The following is a 16,957-nucleotide window of genomic DNA, read 5'->3' as shown; positions in this document are numbered from 1 at the left end:
GCTACTTGACGACCGCTTCGAGGTTCGACTGGACGGAGTCGAGGATCGTCTTCGGGTCGGACGTCTTCAGCGACTCGAGCTGCGAGTTGAAGTCGGCGATGACGTCGGCGGTCCCGGCCTGGTTCGGCGGGAACTGCGCGTACTCCGCGCCTGCGAGGAACGGCTCCAGCTCGGGGTTCGCCGAGGTCCAGTCCGCGGCGGCGGACTTGATGGACGGCATCGGACCGAATGCCTTCGAGAAGGCGAGCTGGCTGTCGGCGCTCGTCAGGTATTCGACCAGGTCGAGGGCGGCCTGCTGGTTCGGGCTGTCGGCAGCCATGCCCCAGCAGTTCGTGAACTGCAGCGTGCCCTTGCCGGCGGCGCCCTCGGGAAGCTCGGCGACCGTGTACTGCAGGCTGCTGTAGTCGTTCGAGAGCGCTCCGGTGATCCAGTTGCCCTCGATCACCATGGCGGCGGACTGCTTGCCGAGCGCTTCGCCGCCCCATCCGGCCCCGACATCCTTGGCGTACGCGAACGTGCCGTCGACGAGGTGCGACTTCACGTAGTCCAGGGCCTCGACGTTGGCGGCATCGTCGGCGATGACCGTGCCGTCGTCGACGAGACCGCCGCCCGCCTGTGCCATGAAAACGCCCACGCGCTGGTACTCGGCGCCGAAGGCGAGACCGACGTGATCCGCGGTCGTGAGCTTCTGCGCCACCGCGGCGAGGTCGTCCCAGGTCTTCGGGAGGTCGGCGTCGGTGAGCCCGGCGTCGGTCCACATCTGCGTGTTGATGATGAGCGACAGGGTGGAGAAGTCCTTGGGCGCGCAGTAGAACGTGCCGTCGACCGTGAAGTTCTCGACGAGCGACGGGTAGAAGTCGTCCTTGTTGGCGAGTTCGTCGCCGTAGGCCTTGAGCGATCCGTTGGCCGCGTAGCCCGAAGCCTGGTCGGCGGAGAGGTAGAACAGGTCGGCCGGGTCGCCGGCGGCGAAGCCCTGCGACAGCTCCTGGTCGAGGTTGGTCGCGGTCTGCACCTTCGCCTTGATGCCGGATTCGGCCGACCAGGCGTCGACGGCGGACTGCACAGCGGATGTCTCGGCGTCACCGGACGAGCCGATCAGCACCGTGAGCGCGTCGTCGGAGGAGGTGAGCCCCTCGCCGTCGGCCTTGGTGTCGTCTCCGGCGAAACCGGAGCCGCAGCCGGTGAGCACGAGCGCGCTCGTGAGCAGCACCGCCCCGGTGCCGAGGACTGCGCGAGTGGTGTGCCGTGTCATGGTCTCTCTCCTTTGATGAGTCACTGCGGGCGACGGCCTCGGGAGGACCGTGCGGGTTCGTCGCAGAAATTTGAACGATCAAACTCTGCGTGGAATAGGCTAAGCGGGAGTCGCGGGAAGTGTCAACCCGGGCGTGAACGAGGAGGTGCGATGGCGAAGGCGCCGACCGTCGAAGACGTCGCCGAGCGCGCGGGCGTCTCCCGGCAGACGGTCTCGAACGTGCTCAACACTCCCGACATCGTCCGCCCGGCGACCAGAGAGCGTGTCATCGCGGCGATCCACGAGCTCGGCTACCGACGTCACGCGGCCGCGCGACAGCTGCGGTTGCGGCGCAGCTCGACGATCGGCATCCGCCTCGATCCGTACCTCGGCGGGATCTCCGGCGTCGTCCTCGACCGCTTCGTGCACGCGATCACCGAGCGCGCGAGCGAGCGGGGGATGCGGATGCTCGTCTATGCCGCACGCACCCGGGAAGAAGAGATCCAGAGACTGTCGGAGCTCTGGGAGGGGTCGGAGATCGACGCTGCGATCATCACCGGCACCTCGCGCGACGATCCGCGCGTGCGCAGCCTCGATCAGGACGGGCTGCCCTTCATCTCGTTCGGTCGGCCGTGGGGGGAGGACGACATCGCCGACCCGCGCCACCTCTGGGTCGATGTCGACGGCGCCGCGGGAACGCGCGCCGCGACCGAGCACGCGCTGACCCGCGGCAGCAGGGTCGCGTTCCTCGGATGGCCGACGGGATCGGGCACGGGTGACGACCGGGAGCGCGGCTGGCGCGAGGCGATGGCCGCGGCGGGAGCCCAGGGCGCGCGGTTGACGGCGGAGGAGGGGGTTCCGTTCGCCCGCGCCGTCGTCGATGCGGCGCTCGCCGCGGGGCGGGCACCGGATGCCCTGGTGTGCGCCAGCGACTCGCTCGCGGTCGGCGCGCTGCTGGCGGTCGCCGCCGCGGGGCTCTCGCTGCCGGTGATCGGCTTCGACAACACGCCGACCGCCGAGGCGCTGGGCTTCTCGAGTGTCGAGCAGCGTCCGGAGGACGTGGCGACGGCGGTCCTCGAACTCCTCATGGGTCCGACGGGCGAGATCGTCGCCCCGCGCACCCTGCAGGCGGGGTCGGCACACGCACTGATCGCCCCCGAGCTCGTCGTGCGCTGAGCGGCGCCCGAGCCTCTATGCCGCGCGGCGCATACGCAGCGCGAAGGCGATCCCGGCCAGGGCGATCACGACGATCCCGTACCCCACGCACACCGTTTCGAGGCCGACGATCCCGACCAGCGAGCCGGCGGTGACCGCCGGTACTCCGAACGCGAGGTACGCCAGCAGGTAGATCACGGCGAACGTGTCGGCGCGCTGCGTCGCCGGGATCCGCGGTGCCAGCGACGCCACGACGCCCGAGAACGCCGTGCCGAATCCCATGCCCGTCGCGGCAGCCGCGACGAGATAGAACGGCAGGGATCGGCCGGATGCTGACGCTGCGGCGCGACGATCTCGACGCGCTCTTCCCCGGGTTGCTCGACTCGGTGCCGCGCGATTGAGAGGCGTGCGTATGGTGGAACCGTGGAAATCATGTGGTTCACGCTGATCTTTCTCGCGGTGCTCAGTGCCATCTCCATCGTCATGAGACGAAGGAGCCGGAAGTAGCGATCGCTCTTCCTGTGCCTCTGGGGCCGTCGATCCCACGGAAGGCGAAAAGTCAATCTTCGAGCGAATTGATCGCGCAGATGAACAACCCTTATCCGTGAAAGTGTTGTCGTTATGCTCCCCGATTTGGATCGAATGCTGCGCGAGGCGGATACTTCTGGCACCCGAACCGCGTGATCCGGCCCGGGAATCGACATGCACACATCCGCCTCTCTCGCACCAGGGACGACCATCGCCATCGTCGGCGCCGGCCGTCTCGGACGCGTACTCGTGCGGGCTCTGCGGGCGGCGGAGATCGAGGTGCTCGGCCCGATCGGACGCGACGGACGGATCCCGGATGCGGACATCGTGCTCCTGTGCGTCCCTGATGCGGTCATTGCCGAGGCTGCGGCCGTCGCCCGGTCCCACACGCGCTTCCTCGGACATGTCTCCGGCGCGACTGCGCTCACGGATGTGGACTTCAGCCTCCATCCGCTGCAGACCTTCACCGGCGCGGAGGGCCCCGAGGCGTTCCGTGGCATCGGTGCCGCGATCGCCGGCCGCACACCAGAAGCGCGTCAAATCGGGGAGCAGCTCGCCGTCGCCCTCGGCGCGCGTCCCTTCGCGGTCGACGACGCGCAGCGCGCGAGCTATCACGCGGCCGCGTCCTACGCCTCGAACTTCATCCTCACCGTGCTCGACGCCGCGGAAGGCCTGGCCTCGGCGGCAGGCATCCCCCACGACGAAGCACGGGCGCTCCTGGCCCCGCTGGTCCGCCGGACGGTCGAGAACTGGGCGACGAACGGCGCGGCACCTGTCCTGACCGGACCCATCGCCCGCGGCGACGAGGCGACGGTCGCGCGTCAACGCGTTGCCGCCGAAGAGCTCGATCTCTCCGATCTGTTCGACGCGCTCGCTGCAGCCACCCGTGCGATCGCCGCACGCCCTGCTGCCACCACCCTCATCACGAAAACCGAGGAGGCATCCGCATGAGAATCCTCCGCACGATCCCCGAGGTCCGGGCCGCGATCCGCGACGCCAGATCCGAGAGCAAGACGGTCGGCCTCGTTCCCACCATGGGCGCCTTCCACGACGGTCATCTCTCCCTCATGCGCACCGCGCGCGAAGGATCTGACCTCGTCGTCGTCTCGCTCTTCGTCAACCCGACCCAGTTCAGCGCCACCGAAGACCTCGGTGCGTATCCGCGCGATGAGGCTCGCGATGCCGCGCTCGCCGAAGCCGAGGGGGTCGACATCCTCTTCGCTCCGGACGCGTCCGAGATCTATCCCGACGGGTTCGCGACGAACATCCACGTCGCAGGTCTCACCGACGTTCTCGACGGCGCGAGCCGTGGGGCGCACCACTTCGACGGCGTCGCCACGGTCGTCACGAAGCTGTTCGGCATCGTCCGTCCCGACACCGCCTACTTCGGGCAGAAGGATGCGCAGCAGGTGCTCGTCGTGCGCCGCGTGGTGCGCGACCTCGATCTCGATGTGCGGATCGTGGCGTGTCCCATCGTGCGGGAGGCGGACGGACTCGCCATGAGCTCGCGGAACGTCTACCTCGACTCCGCCGCTCGTGCACAGGCGGTGGCGCTGAACCGCGCCCTCGACGCCGGGCTCGCGATACTCGAGGCGGGTGACCGCGACGCGGGCAGCATCCTCTCCGCCGCGCGCGACGTGCTCGGCGAGGCGGAGATCGACCCCGAGTACCTCGAACTCCGAGACGCCGAGACGCTCCGCCCCCTCGCTCGTGTCGACCGTGACGCCCTTCTCGCGGTCGCCGCGCACGTGGGCGCTGCCCGTCTGATCGACAACCACGTCCTGCGCGTCGCCGATGCCTCGGACTCCATCGACACGAACCCCACCGATACGGAGACTCGCGCATGAGTGCTCACGCCGATCCCCGCCCCCGCGTCACCCTCGCGACCCTCGCCGCGAAAAGGTCGGCTCGTGAACCCATCGTCATGGTCACCGCCTACGACCACCCGAGTGCGCAGATCGTCGAGGCCGCCGGCGTCGATGTCGTGCTCGTGGGCGACTCCGCGGCGATGACCGTGCTCGGCTACGACAGCACGGTGCCGGTCACGATCGACGAGATGCTCATGCTGACCGCGGCGGTGAGGCGCGGACTCACTGCTCCGCTGCTCGTCGGCGATCTGCCGTTCGGATCGTACGAGGCCTCCGACGAGATCGCCATCGCGACCGCGCAGCGCTTCGTCAAAGAGGCCGGCTGCGACCTCGTCAAGATCGAACGTGGCGGCACGACCGTCGACCGGGCGCGTGCGCTCGTGCAGGCGGGGATCCCGGTCGTCGGACATGTCGGGCTCACGCCGCAGACCGCCACCGCGCTCGGTGGATACCGTGCTCAGGGGCGCACCGCCGAGACCGCGCTGACCGTGATCGACGACGCCCTCGCGCTGCAGGCGGCCGGGTGCTCGATGCTCGTGGTCGAGGCGGTGCCCTCCGAGGTGACCGCTGCCCTCGTGCCGCGGCTCGACATCCCGGTGATCGGCATCGGCGCCGGTGCGGATGCCGATGGGCAGGTACTCGTCTTCCACGACCTGCTCGGTCTCTACGACGGCGGGGCGGCCAAGTTCGTGAAGCGCTACGCCGATCTGCGCGCTGCCGCGATCACGGGTGTCGAGGCGTATACGGCCGAGGTGCGCGCTGGCGTCTACCCGGCAACGGAGCACGGGTACCGGATGCCGGAGGGCGAGGCGGCGCGTCTCGTGGAACTGCTCGCCGAACGATAGACCGCGTGCGGCCACGCGGCTGCTCGTCGTTGCGGCTCTCCTGCACAGCCTCCGTGTTCGACGAGTTGTCGACACCTCGTGCTTCCGGGGCGGGGAGTGCAGGCGGCGGCGCTCTAGCGTTGCGCGGATGAACCTCTCTGAGCATGTGCACGTGACGTGGGCCCTTCACGTCGGGTTGTCTGTCGCCGATCGTCCTGAACTCACCCGAGTCATCCGCGTGCCACGCGACGCCCCCTCCTACTGGGTCGTGGAGGCGTACCGCCTCAGTCTCGGGCGCGAACCCGACGTCCCGGAGAGCGAGGAGGAATCCGACCCGCCACCCCTCATCGATCTCCTGCCCTGGCGATGTCGCACGCAGCAGGTGTCGATCCCCGGCGTCGCCGAGTCGGTCGACGTGACGATCACCGGTCCGTTCGAGACCCGTATGGGCGATCCGCGGGTCACCGTCGTCGATGCGGGCCCTGCTGACGAGGATGAGCGGGTTCCGGGGGATTGGCAGACGCGACGACCGCCGTTCCGGGCGGAGCATGTGGAGTTCGAGCTCGCACAGCGCTTCGGCCTGGTGCAGCCGCGCCTCGACCCGTCGATGGGGGGAGTGGTCGGCGACGCCCTGCGCGACCCCTCACCGCTGGCGTCGCTGTGCGAGTCGTTGAGTCCGGTGCGTCGACTGGCTCTTCTCGCGCACCTCGAAGACACAGGGCTGATCGACGCCGCACCGCCCGATTCGGTGACGGGTGATTCGGTGACGGCTGGTTCGGTGATGGCTGACTCGACGACGGTGGAGACCGTGACGGAGGGTGTGCGGGCGCTGGTGGCGCAGATCGGTGTCGATGGGGTCGAGCAGGATCCGGCGGACGGATGGCTGCCTCGCCCGGTCGCAGCCCGCGCCGTCGAGGCCCTCGGGTGGCCGGACGCGGCGCCTCCCGGCCGGCCCGACCCCGCGGAGACCCTGGTGCTGCTCGCGCGTCGCACGAAGGCGGTCCGCCGATTTCGCAGGCGCGTCGTGGTCACGCACCGCGGGCAGGCGCTGGCGAAGGGCGAGCTGCGTGCATTCGCGCGGATCGTCGAGGCCGTCCGCGCGATCGGAAGAGAAGGGATGTTCCCCAGCGGGCAGCCGCGCACGGTCACCCTGGCGCTGCTGGCCGTCGCCGATGGCTCGGCCGCGACGTTCGATGAGCTCTCCGAGTTCATCGAACGCGGTGAGGCGGCCGTAGCGGAGGGGCGACGAGGCGGAGCATGGGGCTTCGAATGGTCGCTGCGATCGCGTCAGGAGGACGGTGCGGACCGCCGTTTCGATCACCGAGACGCGGCGGGGCGGGTGATCGAGATCCTGTGCGCACTCTCATCGCCGGGAGCGTTCGGCTCGATCACTCCAGCGATGCGCGTCGTCGCACGAGCGGCTCTGCGGTGACTCCGCTGGTGGCGGGCAGGGCTGGTGGCGGGCAGGGCTGACGGCGGGCAGGGCTGGTGGCGGGCAGGCACGCCGATGCGGGGATGGTGAAGGAGAGCGCCGGAGTGGGGTGGTGTCAGCGGCGCCGCGCGAGTGCTCGGACCCGACGGACAGCGCGTCCGGCGAAGTCCTTGACGCGACCGCCCGGCCATTCGCGGCGAAGCTCGACCGTGCCGTCATCCCCGGCCGCGAGCGTGCAGCTTCGGCCGGCAAGCAGGGGCGACTTTCCCGCGCGGGCGAGCACCGCCGGGGCGGCGACGAGTGGCGTCTCGAAGGTCCATCCCGCGCGCCGGACCTTCACGGTCAGAGCGCCTCCACGCGATTCGTCGTCCGGGCCGAAGACCCTCACAGGGTCGATCGATACGCGGGCGGCGTCGAGGTTGCGAGGGTGGCGGCCTCCGATGCGGCGCTCGGCACCGGTCTCACCGTCGGTGAGGAAGAGGTCGACCCGATCATTGCGAAGCTCGCGGTCGGCGACGAGAAGCGTCTCCGGAAGGCCGTCGATCGTCGAGACGGGAAGCGAGGTCAGGCGCGTCACCTTCTTCTTCTTGGAGACGGAGTTCCGGGGGACGGAGTTCTGGGAGACGGATGCCCGGGGGTCCGGGTCGGGGGATTCCGCCACAGGAACTTCGACGACCGTGGTTTCGAAGACGAAGGCATCATGCCCTTCGCTCGTGAGGGTCACGCGCAGCGTCAGGTGCAGGCCGCCTCCACGAGACCAGCGTGCCTCGGTCACCGCCGCGTGACAGGTGATCCCGGCCTCGAACTGCGCAAGCGCCAACAGGTCTTCGCGTCGATCGGCCCGGAGCAGGCTCGCGCGGATCCGATGCGGCAGGCCGAGACCGGCATCGACGCCCGGCCCGAACTTCTTCTGCACCAGGGGAGTGACGACGTCGAGCAGGCGGTCGCGGTAGTCGTCCGGATAGCGGGCCATCTGTCGACCGGAGAGCCGCTTCAGGATCTTGCCGCGGAACCAGTGCCGCAAAAGCCGGTCGCGTAGCTTTCCGGGCTCGGTGTGCGCCTCGACGAGGTCGAGCACCGTCTCGAGATGGGGGAAGTAAGATTCCGGGTCGATGCGAGAAGAGCTCGCGCTGCCCGGTTCTTTGACCCAGGCGTAGCAGGGTTCGCTCGCGAGGATCGAGATCGTCGACGCGGCGAAGTACGCCTGCATCACGAACAGGTGATCCTCGAGGCGCACCTTTCCTTCGGGGAAGCGGATGCCGTTCGCCCGAAGGAAGGAGGTGCGGAACATCTTGTGCGGGGTGAGCATCTCCAGGAGCGGGTCGGTTCCGAGGACCGCGTCGGGGACGTCGTGGCTGAAGATCCGGCTCGGCAGACGACGGCCGATGCCCACCTCCTTGCCCACGATCACATCGGACGAGTGCTGGTCGGCATAATCGCACAGCTTCTCGAGCGCACCGTCGAACAGGTAGTCGTCCTGGTCGACGAACTGCACATACGTTCCGCGAGCAGCGTCGACGCCGTGGTTGCGAGGCATGCCGGGCCAGCCGGAGTGCTCCAGCGACAGCACCCGCACATGGGGGCGGTCGCGGGCGATGGCTGCCAGACGTGCACCGGTGGGCTCGCCCGAGCCGTCGTCGCACAGGAGCACCTCGAGCGAGGCTGTGCCGAGGGTCTGTCGATCGAGCGACGCGATGAGGTCGTCGAACGAGGGCCCGGGCCGGTACACCGGGACGATCACACTCACGCGGATGTTGTCCGCGGATGCCTTGCTCTTCTCCGGCCGATCACTCTGTGACAAACGTCTCACTCCCCCAAGTCGACAATCCCCCGAGCTAAACACGACTTCCTGTGTGCGTCACCGGGCTTGCGCGACGGCCGGGCGTGTGCGCGGTTCACGCGACACGAGGAAGGGGGATCGAACGACGGGCGGCCGCGACGGAGAATTGGAGCAGAGGAGGGGACGAAAGCCCGTGCTCATCCGGAGCTCAGGAGGCGATTCGCTGCGCGCCCGAGTCTGCAGAGCGCGAGCCGACCTCGGTCCACACCGCATCCAACGAGAGGCACAGCACATCCGCCACTGCCGCGATGGTCGAGAAGGCCGGCGTGGCCACGCGGCCGGACTCGATCTTTCGCAGCGTCTCGGGGGAGATGCCCGCATCCAGCGCGACCGCCAGCATCGATCGTTCACCGCGTGCGCGGCGCAGCAACGCTCCTAGACGCTCGCCGCGTTCGACGTCGGCCGGGCTCAGAGGCATGCGGACCATCATGACGCCCATTCTAATACCGGGATAGTATTACCGGGATAGTTATTGGATCAGCGAAGCCGCATCGAACGACACGGAGGAACACCCATGATCGAGATCCTGAACGCCGAGGAGCTCGTCCGCGCCAGGGCCGCCGGTGCGCTCGTCGGCGACATCCTGCAGGCGCTGAAGACCCGCGCCGAGGTCGGCGTGAACCTGCTCGACCTCGACCGATGGACCCGCGAGATGATCGAGGAGGCCGGCGCCGAATCCTGCTACGTCGACTACGCGCCGTCGTTCGGGCGGGGCCCCTTCGGGCACTACGTCTGCACGGCTGTGAACGACGCCGTTCTGCACGGCATGCCTCACGACTATCGACTCACCGACGGCGACCTGCTCACGCTCGACCTGGCCCTCACGCTCCGTGGAGTCTCCGCCGATGCCGCCGTCAGCTTCGTGGTCGGCGATAGCCCCGCAGTCGAAGACCTCGCGATGATCGCGACGACCGAGCGCGCGCTCGCCGCAGCCATCGCCGCCGCACGCCCGGGTGCGCGCATCGGCGACCTGTCGCACGCGATCGGCTCGGTCCTGAGTGCCGAGGGCTACCCGATCAACCTCGAGTTCGGCGGCCACGGCATCGGCTCCACCATGCATCAGGATCCGCACGTAGCGAACGATGGGCGTCCGGGCCGCGGTTACACGCTCCGCCCGGGGCTCCTGCTCGCCCTCGAGCCCTGGGTCATGGCCGACACCGACGAACTCCGCACGGATGCGGACGGGTGGACTCTGCGCAGTGCGACCGGATGCCGCGCGGCCCACAGCGAGCACACGATCGCGATCACCGAGCACGGCGCGGAGATCCTCACCCTCCCCTCGCGCTGACCGGCCGTCGCGCTGACGGGGGCCCGGCCCCTACAGTGGGTGCCATGCGCGACGCGGCGTCTCTCGACTGGACTCAGGTGGATCTCACGAGCCGTCGCGGCGCCTGGGGTCAGCGCATCACGGCCGGCCTGCTGGTCGCGTCGGGAGTGATCGGCTTCGCCCTGAGCTTCCCCTCACTGTCTGGGTGGTGGTGGGAGCTGGCCCTCCTCGGTTTCGGGTGCCTGCTCATGGTGCTGCTGGGGATCGGGCTCTGGATCAACGCGAGTGTGAACGCGGACGAGACCGTCACGCTGAAGGAGTCGGGGGTCCGTGTCGAGCTGCCGGTCGTCGGGGCGTTCGAGACGACCGACGAAGCTGTGCGGTACCAGCTGCAGCTGCGTCTTCCGGAGCCCGAGCAGGGCCGCGAGTACCTGGTGCACGCGTGCGGCGACCGCCGATGCATCGCCGCCGGGCGTGCAGCGCCGAACGCCGAGCTGCCCGTTCTCATCGATGCGAAGACGAAGACATGGGGGGTCATCCACGGGGTCGACGCATCGGAAACTCCCACCCCACCCTCAGGGTGAACGATATATCGTTGAGTATCGTTCACCACAGCAGGAGGTCATCATGAACAACGCATTCCCCTCCAACCCGTTCGGCGGCAACGGCGGCCCCGGGAGCAACGGCGGACCCGGCGGACTCTTCGGCGGATCCGGCTTCGGCACGGGCCCCGGCGGCCCGGCATCCGCGATCTTCGAAGCCATGGACCAGCTCCGCAAGTCGTTCGAGTCCCGCCCCTCCGGCGGCTCGCGCATGGCCCGCGGCGATGTTCGCGCGGCGGTGCTCTCCCTGCTCGGCGAGAAGCCGATGCACGGTTACCAGATCATCAACGAGATCGCCGAGCGCAGCGGCGGCACCTGGAAGCCGAGCGCCGGTTCCGTGTACCCCACGCTGCAGTTGCTCGCCGATGAAGGACTCATCGAGGCCGAAGAGCAGAACGGTCGCAAGACGTACTCCCTCACCGAGGCCGGCCGTGCCGTGTCCGAGGAGAACTCCGAGACCCCTGCTCCGTGGGAGGCGTCGTCCGGCAAGGACGGGCACCGCGACAGCGCCCGTTTCAATGCTCTGCCGAAAGCGGGCGTCGACCTCGCCGCCGCCGCAGCCCAGGTCGGCCGGAGCGGTTCGCCCGAGCAGGTGCAGCAGACGATCGAGGTCCTCGACGAGGCCCGCCGTAGGCTGTACTCGATCCTCGCGCAGGACTGACCGCGCAGTGCGGCATCGAGCGGGGACCTGCGAAGGAGCCACGCGATGACGGATGCTGCGGCACAGGGCGTTCACCGCGCCAGGTACCGCCGCATCCTGTCGTTCGCGGGCCGGGAATTCCTCAAGATCTGGTGGTTCGAGCTCGTCCTCCCGCGTTTCGGGATGAGCAGGATCGCGGAGCGCACCCGTGGCCAGCGGATGCAGACCTTCGCACGGCGCTTCCATGTGCTCGCGGTCGAGCTCGGCGGGCTCATGATCAAGGTCGGCCAGTTCATGTCGTCGCGCCTCGATGTGCTGCCGCCCGAGATCACGAAGGAACTCGAAGGGCTGCAGGACGAGGTCCCACCCGTGCCCACGCCGGCGATCCGCGCTCTCGCCGAAGCCGAACTGGGCATCCCTCTCGAGCGCGCGTATGCCTGGTTCGACGACACGCCGCTCGCCGCCGCCTCGCTCGGGCAGGTGCACCGCGCCAGGCTCTCGGCCCTCGACGCCGCCGACACCGGTCTCGGAGCGGTCGTGGTCAAGGTGCAGCGGCCGGGTATCGACGAGATCGTCGCCGTCGACCTCGCGGCGCTGCGGCGCGTCGCTCGCTGGTTGACCCGCGTGCGCATCGTCGCCGACCGGGTGGACGCCCCGGCGCTCGTCGAGGAGTTCGCCGAGACCAGCCTCGAGGAGATCGACTACCTGCACGAGGCGGCGAGTGCCGAACGCTTCCGCGAGAACTTCGCCGACGACCCTCGCGTCGATACCCCGGAGATCGTGTGGGAGCGGTCGACCCGTCGGGTGCTCACGCTGTCGGATGTCACGGCCATCAAGATCAACGACACCGACGCCCTCCGCGCGGCCGGCATCGACCCGGCGCAGGTCGCCACGGTGTTCGCCGAGGTCATGTTCGACCAGGTGTTCACGCACAGCTTCGTGCACGCCGATCCCCACCCGGGCAACATCTTCGTCACTCCGGCGCCGTCGATCGACGGAGAGCCGGGGCCGGGATTCCGCCTCACGTTCATCGACTTCGGCATGATGGCCGAGATCCCGGCGAGTCTCCGCGACGGGCTGCGCACACTCCTGATCGCGGTCGCCGGGCGTGACAGTCGCGGCCTCGTCGCCGCGGCTCAGGAGATCGGCGTGCTGCTGCCCTCCGCCGACACCGCCGAACTCGAACGGGCTCTGAGCACGCTGTTCGCCCGCTTCGGCGGCATGGGTTTCGCCGAGCTGAGCAAGGTCGATCCGCGCGAGTTCCGCGATTTCGCGGAGGAGTTCGGCGATATGGTGCGCTCGCTCCCGCTGCAGCTGCCCGAGAACATGCTGCTGTTGATCCGTGCCGTCTCGCTGACGTCGGGCATGTGCAGCGGGCTCGATCCCGCCTTCAACGTCTGGGATGCCGCCGAACCCTATGCCGGTCGTCTGCTGCGCGACGAGAGCGGGAACATCGTGCAGGCCTTCGCGAACCAGGCGATGGGCACGATGGCCACCACGTGGAATCTGCCCGGCCGGATCGACAAGATCATCACGCGCATCGACGACGGCAATGTCACGTTCGACACCTCCCGTCTGGAACGCCGCCTCGATCGGCTCGAGGGCATCGCCCGCCGTATCGCGTCGGGAGTGCTCTTCGCGGCGATGCTCATCGGCGGAGCGCTGCTCGTCCCCTCCGTCGCGCCGTTGGGCATCACCCTGATCTGCGCCTCGGTGCTCCCGCTGCTGCACTCGCTGTTCGGCGGGCGCCGCTCGCGGTAGAAACGGCACGCCCGGGAAACCCAGGTCATCCGGCATCCGTCCGGCGTGCCGTGCGCCGACACGCCGCGGATCGCGAGGGTCGTCTGGGTTTTCGCCTCCGTGCGGGCCACCTCACGTGACAGGATGGGATGCCATGGAGACCCCTGACGAGAAGCCCGACGAACGCTCCGCAGGACACAATCCTCCGCGCCCCCGCACGGATGCCGTCGGTACGGGAGCGAACCGCCTCCCCGCCAAGGCCACCGAGACGGCACGGAAGATCGTCCGCGACATCGCCGCCGTCCCTCCCCGCAGCGTGCACCCGGCGCTCGTGCCCGGTGTCTCGGTCGAGGAGACCGGGCGCACCTATCGCACCGACCCGCTCGTGTTCGGCGTCGCGGTCGCCCTCACCCTCGCCTTCATCGCGTGGGGAGTCTTCGCGGGCGACAACCTCGCCGGCACGACCCGCACCGTGCTCGACTGGGTGGTGGAGTACTTCGGCTTCTTCTTCACGACCATCGCCACGGTCATCCTGGTCTTCATGCTGTTCGTCGGCTTCAGCCGCTACGGACGCATCCCGCTCGGTCGTGACGACGAAGAGCCCGAGTTCTCGATGTTCTCGTGGATCTCGATGCTGTTCGCCGCGGGCATGGGGATCGGTCTCGTCTTCTGGGGCGCCGCAGAGCCGCTGAACTTCTTCGAGAACCCGCCGCCCGGCACCGTCGAGGCGAACACCCTCGACGCGATGCACACGGCCCAGACCCAGGTGCTCTACCACTGGGGCCCGCAGGCATGGGCGTTCTACGCGCTCGTCGGCGGCGCCATCGCGTACGGGGCCTTCCGTCGCGGTCGCACCCCGCTCATCTCCTCGATCTTCGCCCCGCTGCTCGGCGAAGGACGCACGACCGGGCCCCTCGGACGCACGATCGATATCTTCTCGATCATCGTGACGCTGTTCGGCACCGCCGCATCGCTCGGACTCGGCGCCCTGCAGATCGGACACGGTGTCGAGATCGTCAGCGGCGCGGGGCCGCTCGGCAACGGCGTGCTGATCGCGGCGATCGCCGTGCTCACCGCCTGCTTCATCGCCTCCGCCGTGTCGGGCGTCTCGAAGGGCATCCGTGCGCTGTCGAACATCAACGCCGTCGTGGCGCTCCTGCTGGCGTTCTTCGTCTTCTTCGTCGGACCGACCCTCCTCATCCTGAATGTGATCCCCTCGGTGGCCGTGCAGTTCATCGGCGACCTTCCGCAGATGATCGGTCGCTCGGCCTCGCAGGGCGAGGCTGCTCAGACGTTCCTGTCGAGCTGGACGATCTTCTACTGGGCCTGGTGGATCTCGTGGTCGCCCTTCGTGGGCATGTTCATCGCCAAGATCTCGCGCGGACGCACACTGCGCCAGTTCGTGTCGGTCGTCATCGTGGTCCCGTCCGCCATCTCGCTCGTCTGGTTCGCGATCTTCGGAACCACGGCGATCCAGCAGCAGATGGGCGGAGCGAACCTCACGGTCGATCCGCCGGAAGAGGTTCTGTTCGGCGTGCTCGAGAACCTCCCGTTCTCGATGATCACCAGCGTCGTGCTCATCCTGCTGATCGCGATCTTCTTCGTCACCGGAGCGGACTCCGCGTCGCTCGTGATGGGCACCCTTTCGCAGCAGGGGAGGCCGGAGCCGGCGCGTTGGGTCGCAGTGGTCTGGGGTGTGCTGGTGGGTGTGATCGCCGCCGTGCTGCTCGTGACCGGCGAGGAGGGGAGCGGTCTGAAGTCTCTGCAGAACGTGACCATCATCGCCGCGCTGCCGTTCGCGATCATCATGGCCTTCATGATGGTCGCGTTCATGAAGGACCTGCGGCGTGATCCGCTGATCCTGCGCGAGCGCTACGCCAAGGCCGCGGTGCGGCACAGCGTCATGGCGGGACTCGAGGAGTACGGCGACGACTTCGCGCTGGTGCCCGTCGCGTACGACCACTCCGAGGACGATCTCGACTGGATCGACGAGTCGACCGTCGACGATTCGCTCGCCGAGGTGTACGAGGCTGCGACCGAGGCGATCGACATCATCCCGCCGGCCGAGGTGGATGCGGTCGTCGACGCGGCGCTGGAGGACGGCCCCGTCTTTCCGGATGCCGCGGTCGCTCCGGAGCAGCCTCGCGCGGACTGAAGCGGAGCGGCGCGGAGATCAGGCGATCACGCCGGACCAGGCACCTTCTCCGAGGGTCGGCCGGAATCGGCGGGATCGCCGGTCGCCGCGACGGATGCCTGCGCCTCTTTCGCCTCTTCGGCAGCGGCCGTGATGCGTGCGGCCATGCCGGCGAAGATGGCGCCGTGGAACGGCAGGACGGCGAGCCAGTACAGCCGACCCGTCAGGCCGCGGGGGAAGAAGATCGCGCGCTGCTCGTAGCGGGCGCCTTCGTCGTCGGGCACGGCACGCAACTCCAGCCACGCCTCGCCCGGCACCTTCATCTCGGCGCGCAGGCGCAGGAGCGATCCGGCATCCGTCGTCTCGACGGCCTCGACGCGCCAGAAGTCGATCGCGTCACCCACGCGGGCGGCGGTGCGGCTCCGGCGTCCGCGGCTGAGGCCCACGCCGCCGACGATGCGGTCCATCCACCCCCGCACCGCCCACAGCAGCGGTGAGGAGTACCAGCCGTTCTCGCCGCCGATGCCGAGGATCACGCGCCACAGCTCCGCCCGGGAGGCGCTCGTGGTGACCGAGCGGGAGTCGGTGAAGACCGTGCGTCCGGCCCATTCCGGATCACTCGGCAGGGGGTCGCTGGGCGCGCCGGAGACCTCGGAGTCCTGCCAGCTCGTCTCGATCGTGTCGCCCCGGACTCGACCGAGCGCCAGATCGACCGCGCGGCGGTAGGGAGTCAGCCCGCCTTCCGGGCGGGGGATGAGCTCGTCGACGTCGTGGTCCTTCATGATGCACTCGTTCTGCAGTGACGCGACGAGCGGGCGAGCGATCGACCGCGGCACCGGGGTCACCAGATTCACCCAGTGCGATGCGAGGCCGGGGGTCAGCACCGGGAGGGCTGCGATCGCACGCTGTCGGAGCCCGGCCTCGACCGCATAGCCGTTCATCATCTGTCCGTAGCGCAGCACGTCGGGGCCACCGATGTCGACCGCACGATTCACGTCGGGGTCGACCCGCGCCGCTCCAAGCAGGTAGTGCAGCACGTCGCGCACAGCGATCGGCTGGATGCGGTTGCGCACCCACTTCGGCGCCGGCATATACGGCAGCACGTCGGTGAGATGACGGATCATCTCGAAGGACGCCGAGCCCGATCCGATCACGACGCCCGCTTGCAGCACGAGCGTCGGCACGCCGGATCGCAGGAAGATCTCGCCCACGTGCACGCGCGAGCGCAGGTGCGGTGAGAGCTTCGCGTCGTCCGGATGCAGGCCGCCGAGGTAGACGATCCGACGCACGCCCGCGCGGGCCGCCGCCTCGGCGACTGTCGTCGCGGCTCGCTCGTCGCTCTCCTCGAAGCCCTTGCCCGCAGACATCGAGTGGATCAGGTAGTACACGACGTCGACGTCGTCCATGGCCGCGGCGACGGCGTCCGCGTCATCCGCCGACCCCTCGACGATCTCGCAGTCCGGACCCCAGGGGAAGGATGCCGCCCGCGCCGCATCCCGTACCAGCGCGCGCACGCGGTATCCGGCGTTCAGCAGGCGCGGGGTCAGCCGCCCTCCGATGTATCCGGTCGCGCCGAGGACGAGGGCGCGCGGCGCGGAGCCGTCGTCGCGGGGGATGGCGCGCAGCGTCTCTTCGCGACCGGTGGGCTGGGTGAGTTCGGGCATGTCCTGAGCGTAGGCCGGGCGTCCGACGCGCG

Annotated in this window: 15 protein-coding genes; 10 read left to right on the top strand and 5 right to left on the bottom strand. The window is 69.1% G+C overall.

Annotation, left to right across the window (positions count from 1 at the left end; genetic code table 11):
• Position 1 precedes the first annotated feature (1 nt).
• Entirely contained in the window at positions 2 to 1,252 is a 1,251-nt protein-coding gene (locus tag ACLFA2_RS07310; protein ID WP_347124468.1) for a sugar ABC transporter substrate-binding protein, read from the bottom strand.
• Between the two features lie 150 nt (positions 1,253 to 1,402).
• On the opposite strand from ACLFA2_RS07310, the gene ACLFA2_RS07305 reads away from it, so the two are divergent.
• Positions 1,403 to 2,407 carry a LacI family DNA-binding transcriptional regulator gene (locus ACLFA2_RS07305; RefSeq protein WP_426622292.1) on the top strand — a complete coding sequence of 335 codons (1,005 nt, stop codon included), beginning with the start codon at positions 1,403 to 1,405 and terminating at the stop codon, positions 2,405 to 2,407.
• 15 nt (positions 2,408 to 2,422) lie between these two features.
• Here ACLFA2_RS07305 and ACLFA2_RS07300 read toward each other — a convergent pair whose 3' ends face one another.
• Positions 2,423 to 2,668: a hypothetical protein gene (locus tag ACLFA2_RS07300; protein ID WP_426622291.1), complete on the bottom strand. Its 246-nt coding sequence runs from the start codon at positions 2,666 to 2,668 to the stop codon at positions 2,423 to 2,425.
• A 420-nt stretch (positions 2,669 to 3,088) separates the two neighbouring features.
• Here ACLFA2_RS07300 and ACLFA2_RS07295 point away from each other — a divergent pair, with 420 nt between their 5' ends.
• From ACLFA2_RS07295 to ACLFA2_RS07280, 4 genes are all read left to right on the top strand, one after another.
• Positions 3,089 to 3,865, top strand: a complete 777-nt coding sequence (locus ACLFA2_RS07295; protein WP_426622290.1) for a DUF2520 domain-containing protein — start codon at positions 3,089 to 3,091, stop codon at positions 3,863 to 3,865.
• Entirely contained in the window at positions 3,862 to 4,761 is a 900-nt protein-coding gene (gene panC, locus ACLFA2_RS07290; protein ID WP_426622289.1) for a pantoate--beta-alanine ligase, read from the top strand. The genes ACLFA2_RS07295 and panC overlap by 4 nt, the downstream gene beginning before the upstream one ends.
• Complete coding sequence (panB, locus tag ACLFA2_RS07285) at positions 4,758 to 5,627, top strand: 3-methyl-2-oxobutanoate hydroxymethyltransferase (RefSeq protein ID WP_167253521.1); 870 nt, start codon at positions 4,758 to 4,760, stop codon at positions 5,625 to 5,627. The genes panC and panB overlap by 4 nt, the downstream gene beginning before the upstream one ends.
• A gap of 127 nt (positions 5,628 to 5,754) precedes the next feature.
• Positions 5,755 to 7,038: a hypothetical protein gene (locus ACLFA2_RS07280; protein ID WP_426622288.1), complete on the top strand. Its 1,284-nt coding sequence runs from the start codon at positions 5,755 to 5,757 to the stop codon at positions 7,036 to 7,038.
• A 115-nt stretch (positions 7,039 to 7,153) separates the two neighbouring features.
• Here ACLFA2_RS07280 and ACLFA2_RS07275 read toward each other — a convergent pair whose 3' ends face one another.
• Entirely contained in the window at positions 7,154 to 8,848 is a 1,695-nt protein-coding gene (locus ACLFA2_RS07275; RefSeq protein WP_426622287.1) for a glycosyltransferase family 2 protein, read from the bottom strand.
• Positions 8,849 to 9,026: 178 nt separating this feature from the next.
• A complete protein-coding gene (locus ACLFA2_RS07270; RefSeq protein ID WP_426622464.1) occupies positions 9,027 to 9,305 on the bottom strand; it encodes a helix-turn-helix domain-containing protein in 279 nt (92 codons plus the stop codon).
• Positions 9,306 to 9,392: 87 nt separating this feature from the next.
• Between ACLFA2_RS07270 and map the strand changes: the two genes are divergently transcribed.
• From map to ACLFA2_RS07245, 5 genes are all read left to right on the top strand, one after another.
• Positions 9,393 to 10,166: a type I methionyl aminopeptidase gene (map, locus tag ACLFA2_RS07265; protein ID WP_426622286.1), complete on the top strand. Its 774-nt coding sequence runs from the start codon at positions 9,393 to 9,395 to the stop codon at positions 10,164 to 10,166.
• A 44-nt stretch (positions 10,167 to 10,210) separates the two neighbouring features.
• On the top strand, positions 10,211 to 10,729 hold the full coding sequence (locus ACLFA2_RS07260) for a hypothetical protein (RefSeq protein ID WP_426622285.1): 519 nt from the start codon (positions 10,211 to 10,213) through the stop codon (positions 10,727 to 10,729).
• 43 nt (positions 10,730 to 10,772) lie between these two features.
• Positions 10,773 to 11,408, top strand: coding sequence for a PadR family transcriptional regulator (locus tag ACLFA2_RS07255; RefSeq protein ID WP_426622284.1), 636 nt, complete (start codon positions 10,773 to 10,775; stop codon positions 11,406 to 11,408).
• Positions 11,409 to 11,453: 45 nt separating this feature from the next.
• Positions 11,454 to 13,148 (top strand): ABC1 kinase family protein, encoded by a 1,695-nt coding sequence (locus ACLFA2_RS07250; RefSeq protein WP_426622283.1) that lies wholly within the window; start codon positions 11,454 to 11,456, stop codon positions 13,146 to 13,148.
• A gap of 133 nt (positions 13,149 to 13,281) precedes the next feature.
• A complete protein-coding gene (locus ACLFA2_RS07245) occupies positions 13,282 to 15,282 on the top strand; it encodes a BCCT family transporter (RefSeq protein ID WP_426622282.1) in 2,001 nt (666 codons plus the stop codon).
• Positions 15,283 to 15,308: 26 nt separating this feature from the next.
• On the opposite strand, the gene ACLFA2_RS07240 is transcribed toward ACLFA2_RS07245, so the two are convergent.
• Positions 15,309 to 16,925: an SDR family oxidoreductase gene (locus ACLFA2_RS07240; RefSeq protein WP_426622281.1), complete on the bottom strand. Its 1,617-nt coding sequence runs from the start codon at positions 16,923 to 16,925 to the stop codon at positions 15,309 to 15,311.
• Positions 16,926 to 16,957: the final 32 nt, after the last annotated feature.

The sequence above is a fragment of the Microbacterium sp. As-52 genome (assembly GCF_049949185.1).
GTDB classification, from domain to species: Bacteria; Actinomycetota; Actinomycetes; order Actinomycetales; family Microbacteriaceae; genus Microbacterium; species Microbacterium maritypicum_A.
Note: the sequence above shows the minus strand (reverse complement) of the source record. Positions and strands in the feature narration are given on the sequence as shown.

Bases quoted from the DNA above. Each gene is read 5' to 3' on its own strand.
- ACLFA2_RS07300 (WP_426622291.1), bottom strand. From the start codon at position 2,668: ATGGGATTCGGCACGGCGTTCTCGGGCGTCGTGGCGTCGCTGGCACCG.
- ACLFA2_RS07245 (WP_426622282.1), top strand. From the start codon at position 13,282: ATGGAGACCCCTGACGAGAAGCCCGACGAACGCTCCGCAGGACACAAT.
- ACLFA2_RS07310 (WP_347124468.1), bottom strand. From the start codon at position 1,252: ATGACACGGCACACCACTCGCGCAGTCCTCGGCACCGGGGCGGTGCTG.
- ACLFA2_RS07255 (WP_426622284.1), top strand. From the start codon at position 10,773: ATGAACAACGCATTCCCCTCCAACCCGTTCGGCGGCAACGGCGGCCCC.
- ACLFA2_RS07270 (WP_426622464.1), bottom strand. From the start codon at position 9,305: ATGGTCCGCATGCCTCTGAGCCCGGCCGACGTCGAACGCGGCGAGCGT.
- panB (WP_167253521.1), top strand. From the start codon at position 4,758: ATGAGTGCTCACGCCGATCCCCGCCCCCGCGTCACCCTCGCGACCCTC.
- ACLFA2_RS07305 (WP_426622292.1), top strand. From the start codon at position 1,403: ATGGCGAAGGCGCCGACCGTCGAAGACGTCGCCGAGCGCGCGGGCGTC.
- ACLFA2_RS07240 (WP_426622281.1), bottom strand. From the start codon at position 16,925: ATGCCCGAACTCACCCAGCCCACCGGTCGCGAAGAGACGCTGCGCGCC.
- map (WP_426622286.1), top strand. From the start codon at position 9,393: ATGATCGAGATCCTGAACGCCGAGGAGCTCGTCCGCGCCAGGGCCGCC.
- ACLFA2_RS07280 (WP_426622288.1), top strand. From the start codon at position 5,755: ATGAACCTCTCTGAGCATGTGCACGTGACGTGGGCCCTTCACGTCGGG.
- panC (WP_426622289.1), top strand. From the start codon at position 3,862: ATGAGAATCCTCCGCACGATCCCCGAGGTCCGGGCCGCGATCCGCGAC.
- ACLFA2_RS07295 (WP_426622290.1), top strand. From the start codon at position 3,089: ATGCACACATCCGCCTCTCTCGCACCAGGGACGACCATCGCCATCGTC.
- ACLFA2_RS07250 (WP_426622283.1), top strand. From the start codon at position 11,454: ATGACGGATGCTGCGGCACAGGGCGTTCACCGCGCCAGGTACCGCCGC.
- ACLFA2_RS07260 (WP_426622285.1), top strand. From the start codon at position 10,211: ATGCGCGACGCGGCGTCTCTCGACTGGACTCAGGTGGATCTCACGAGC.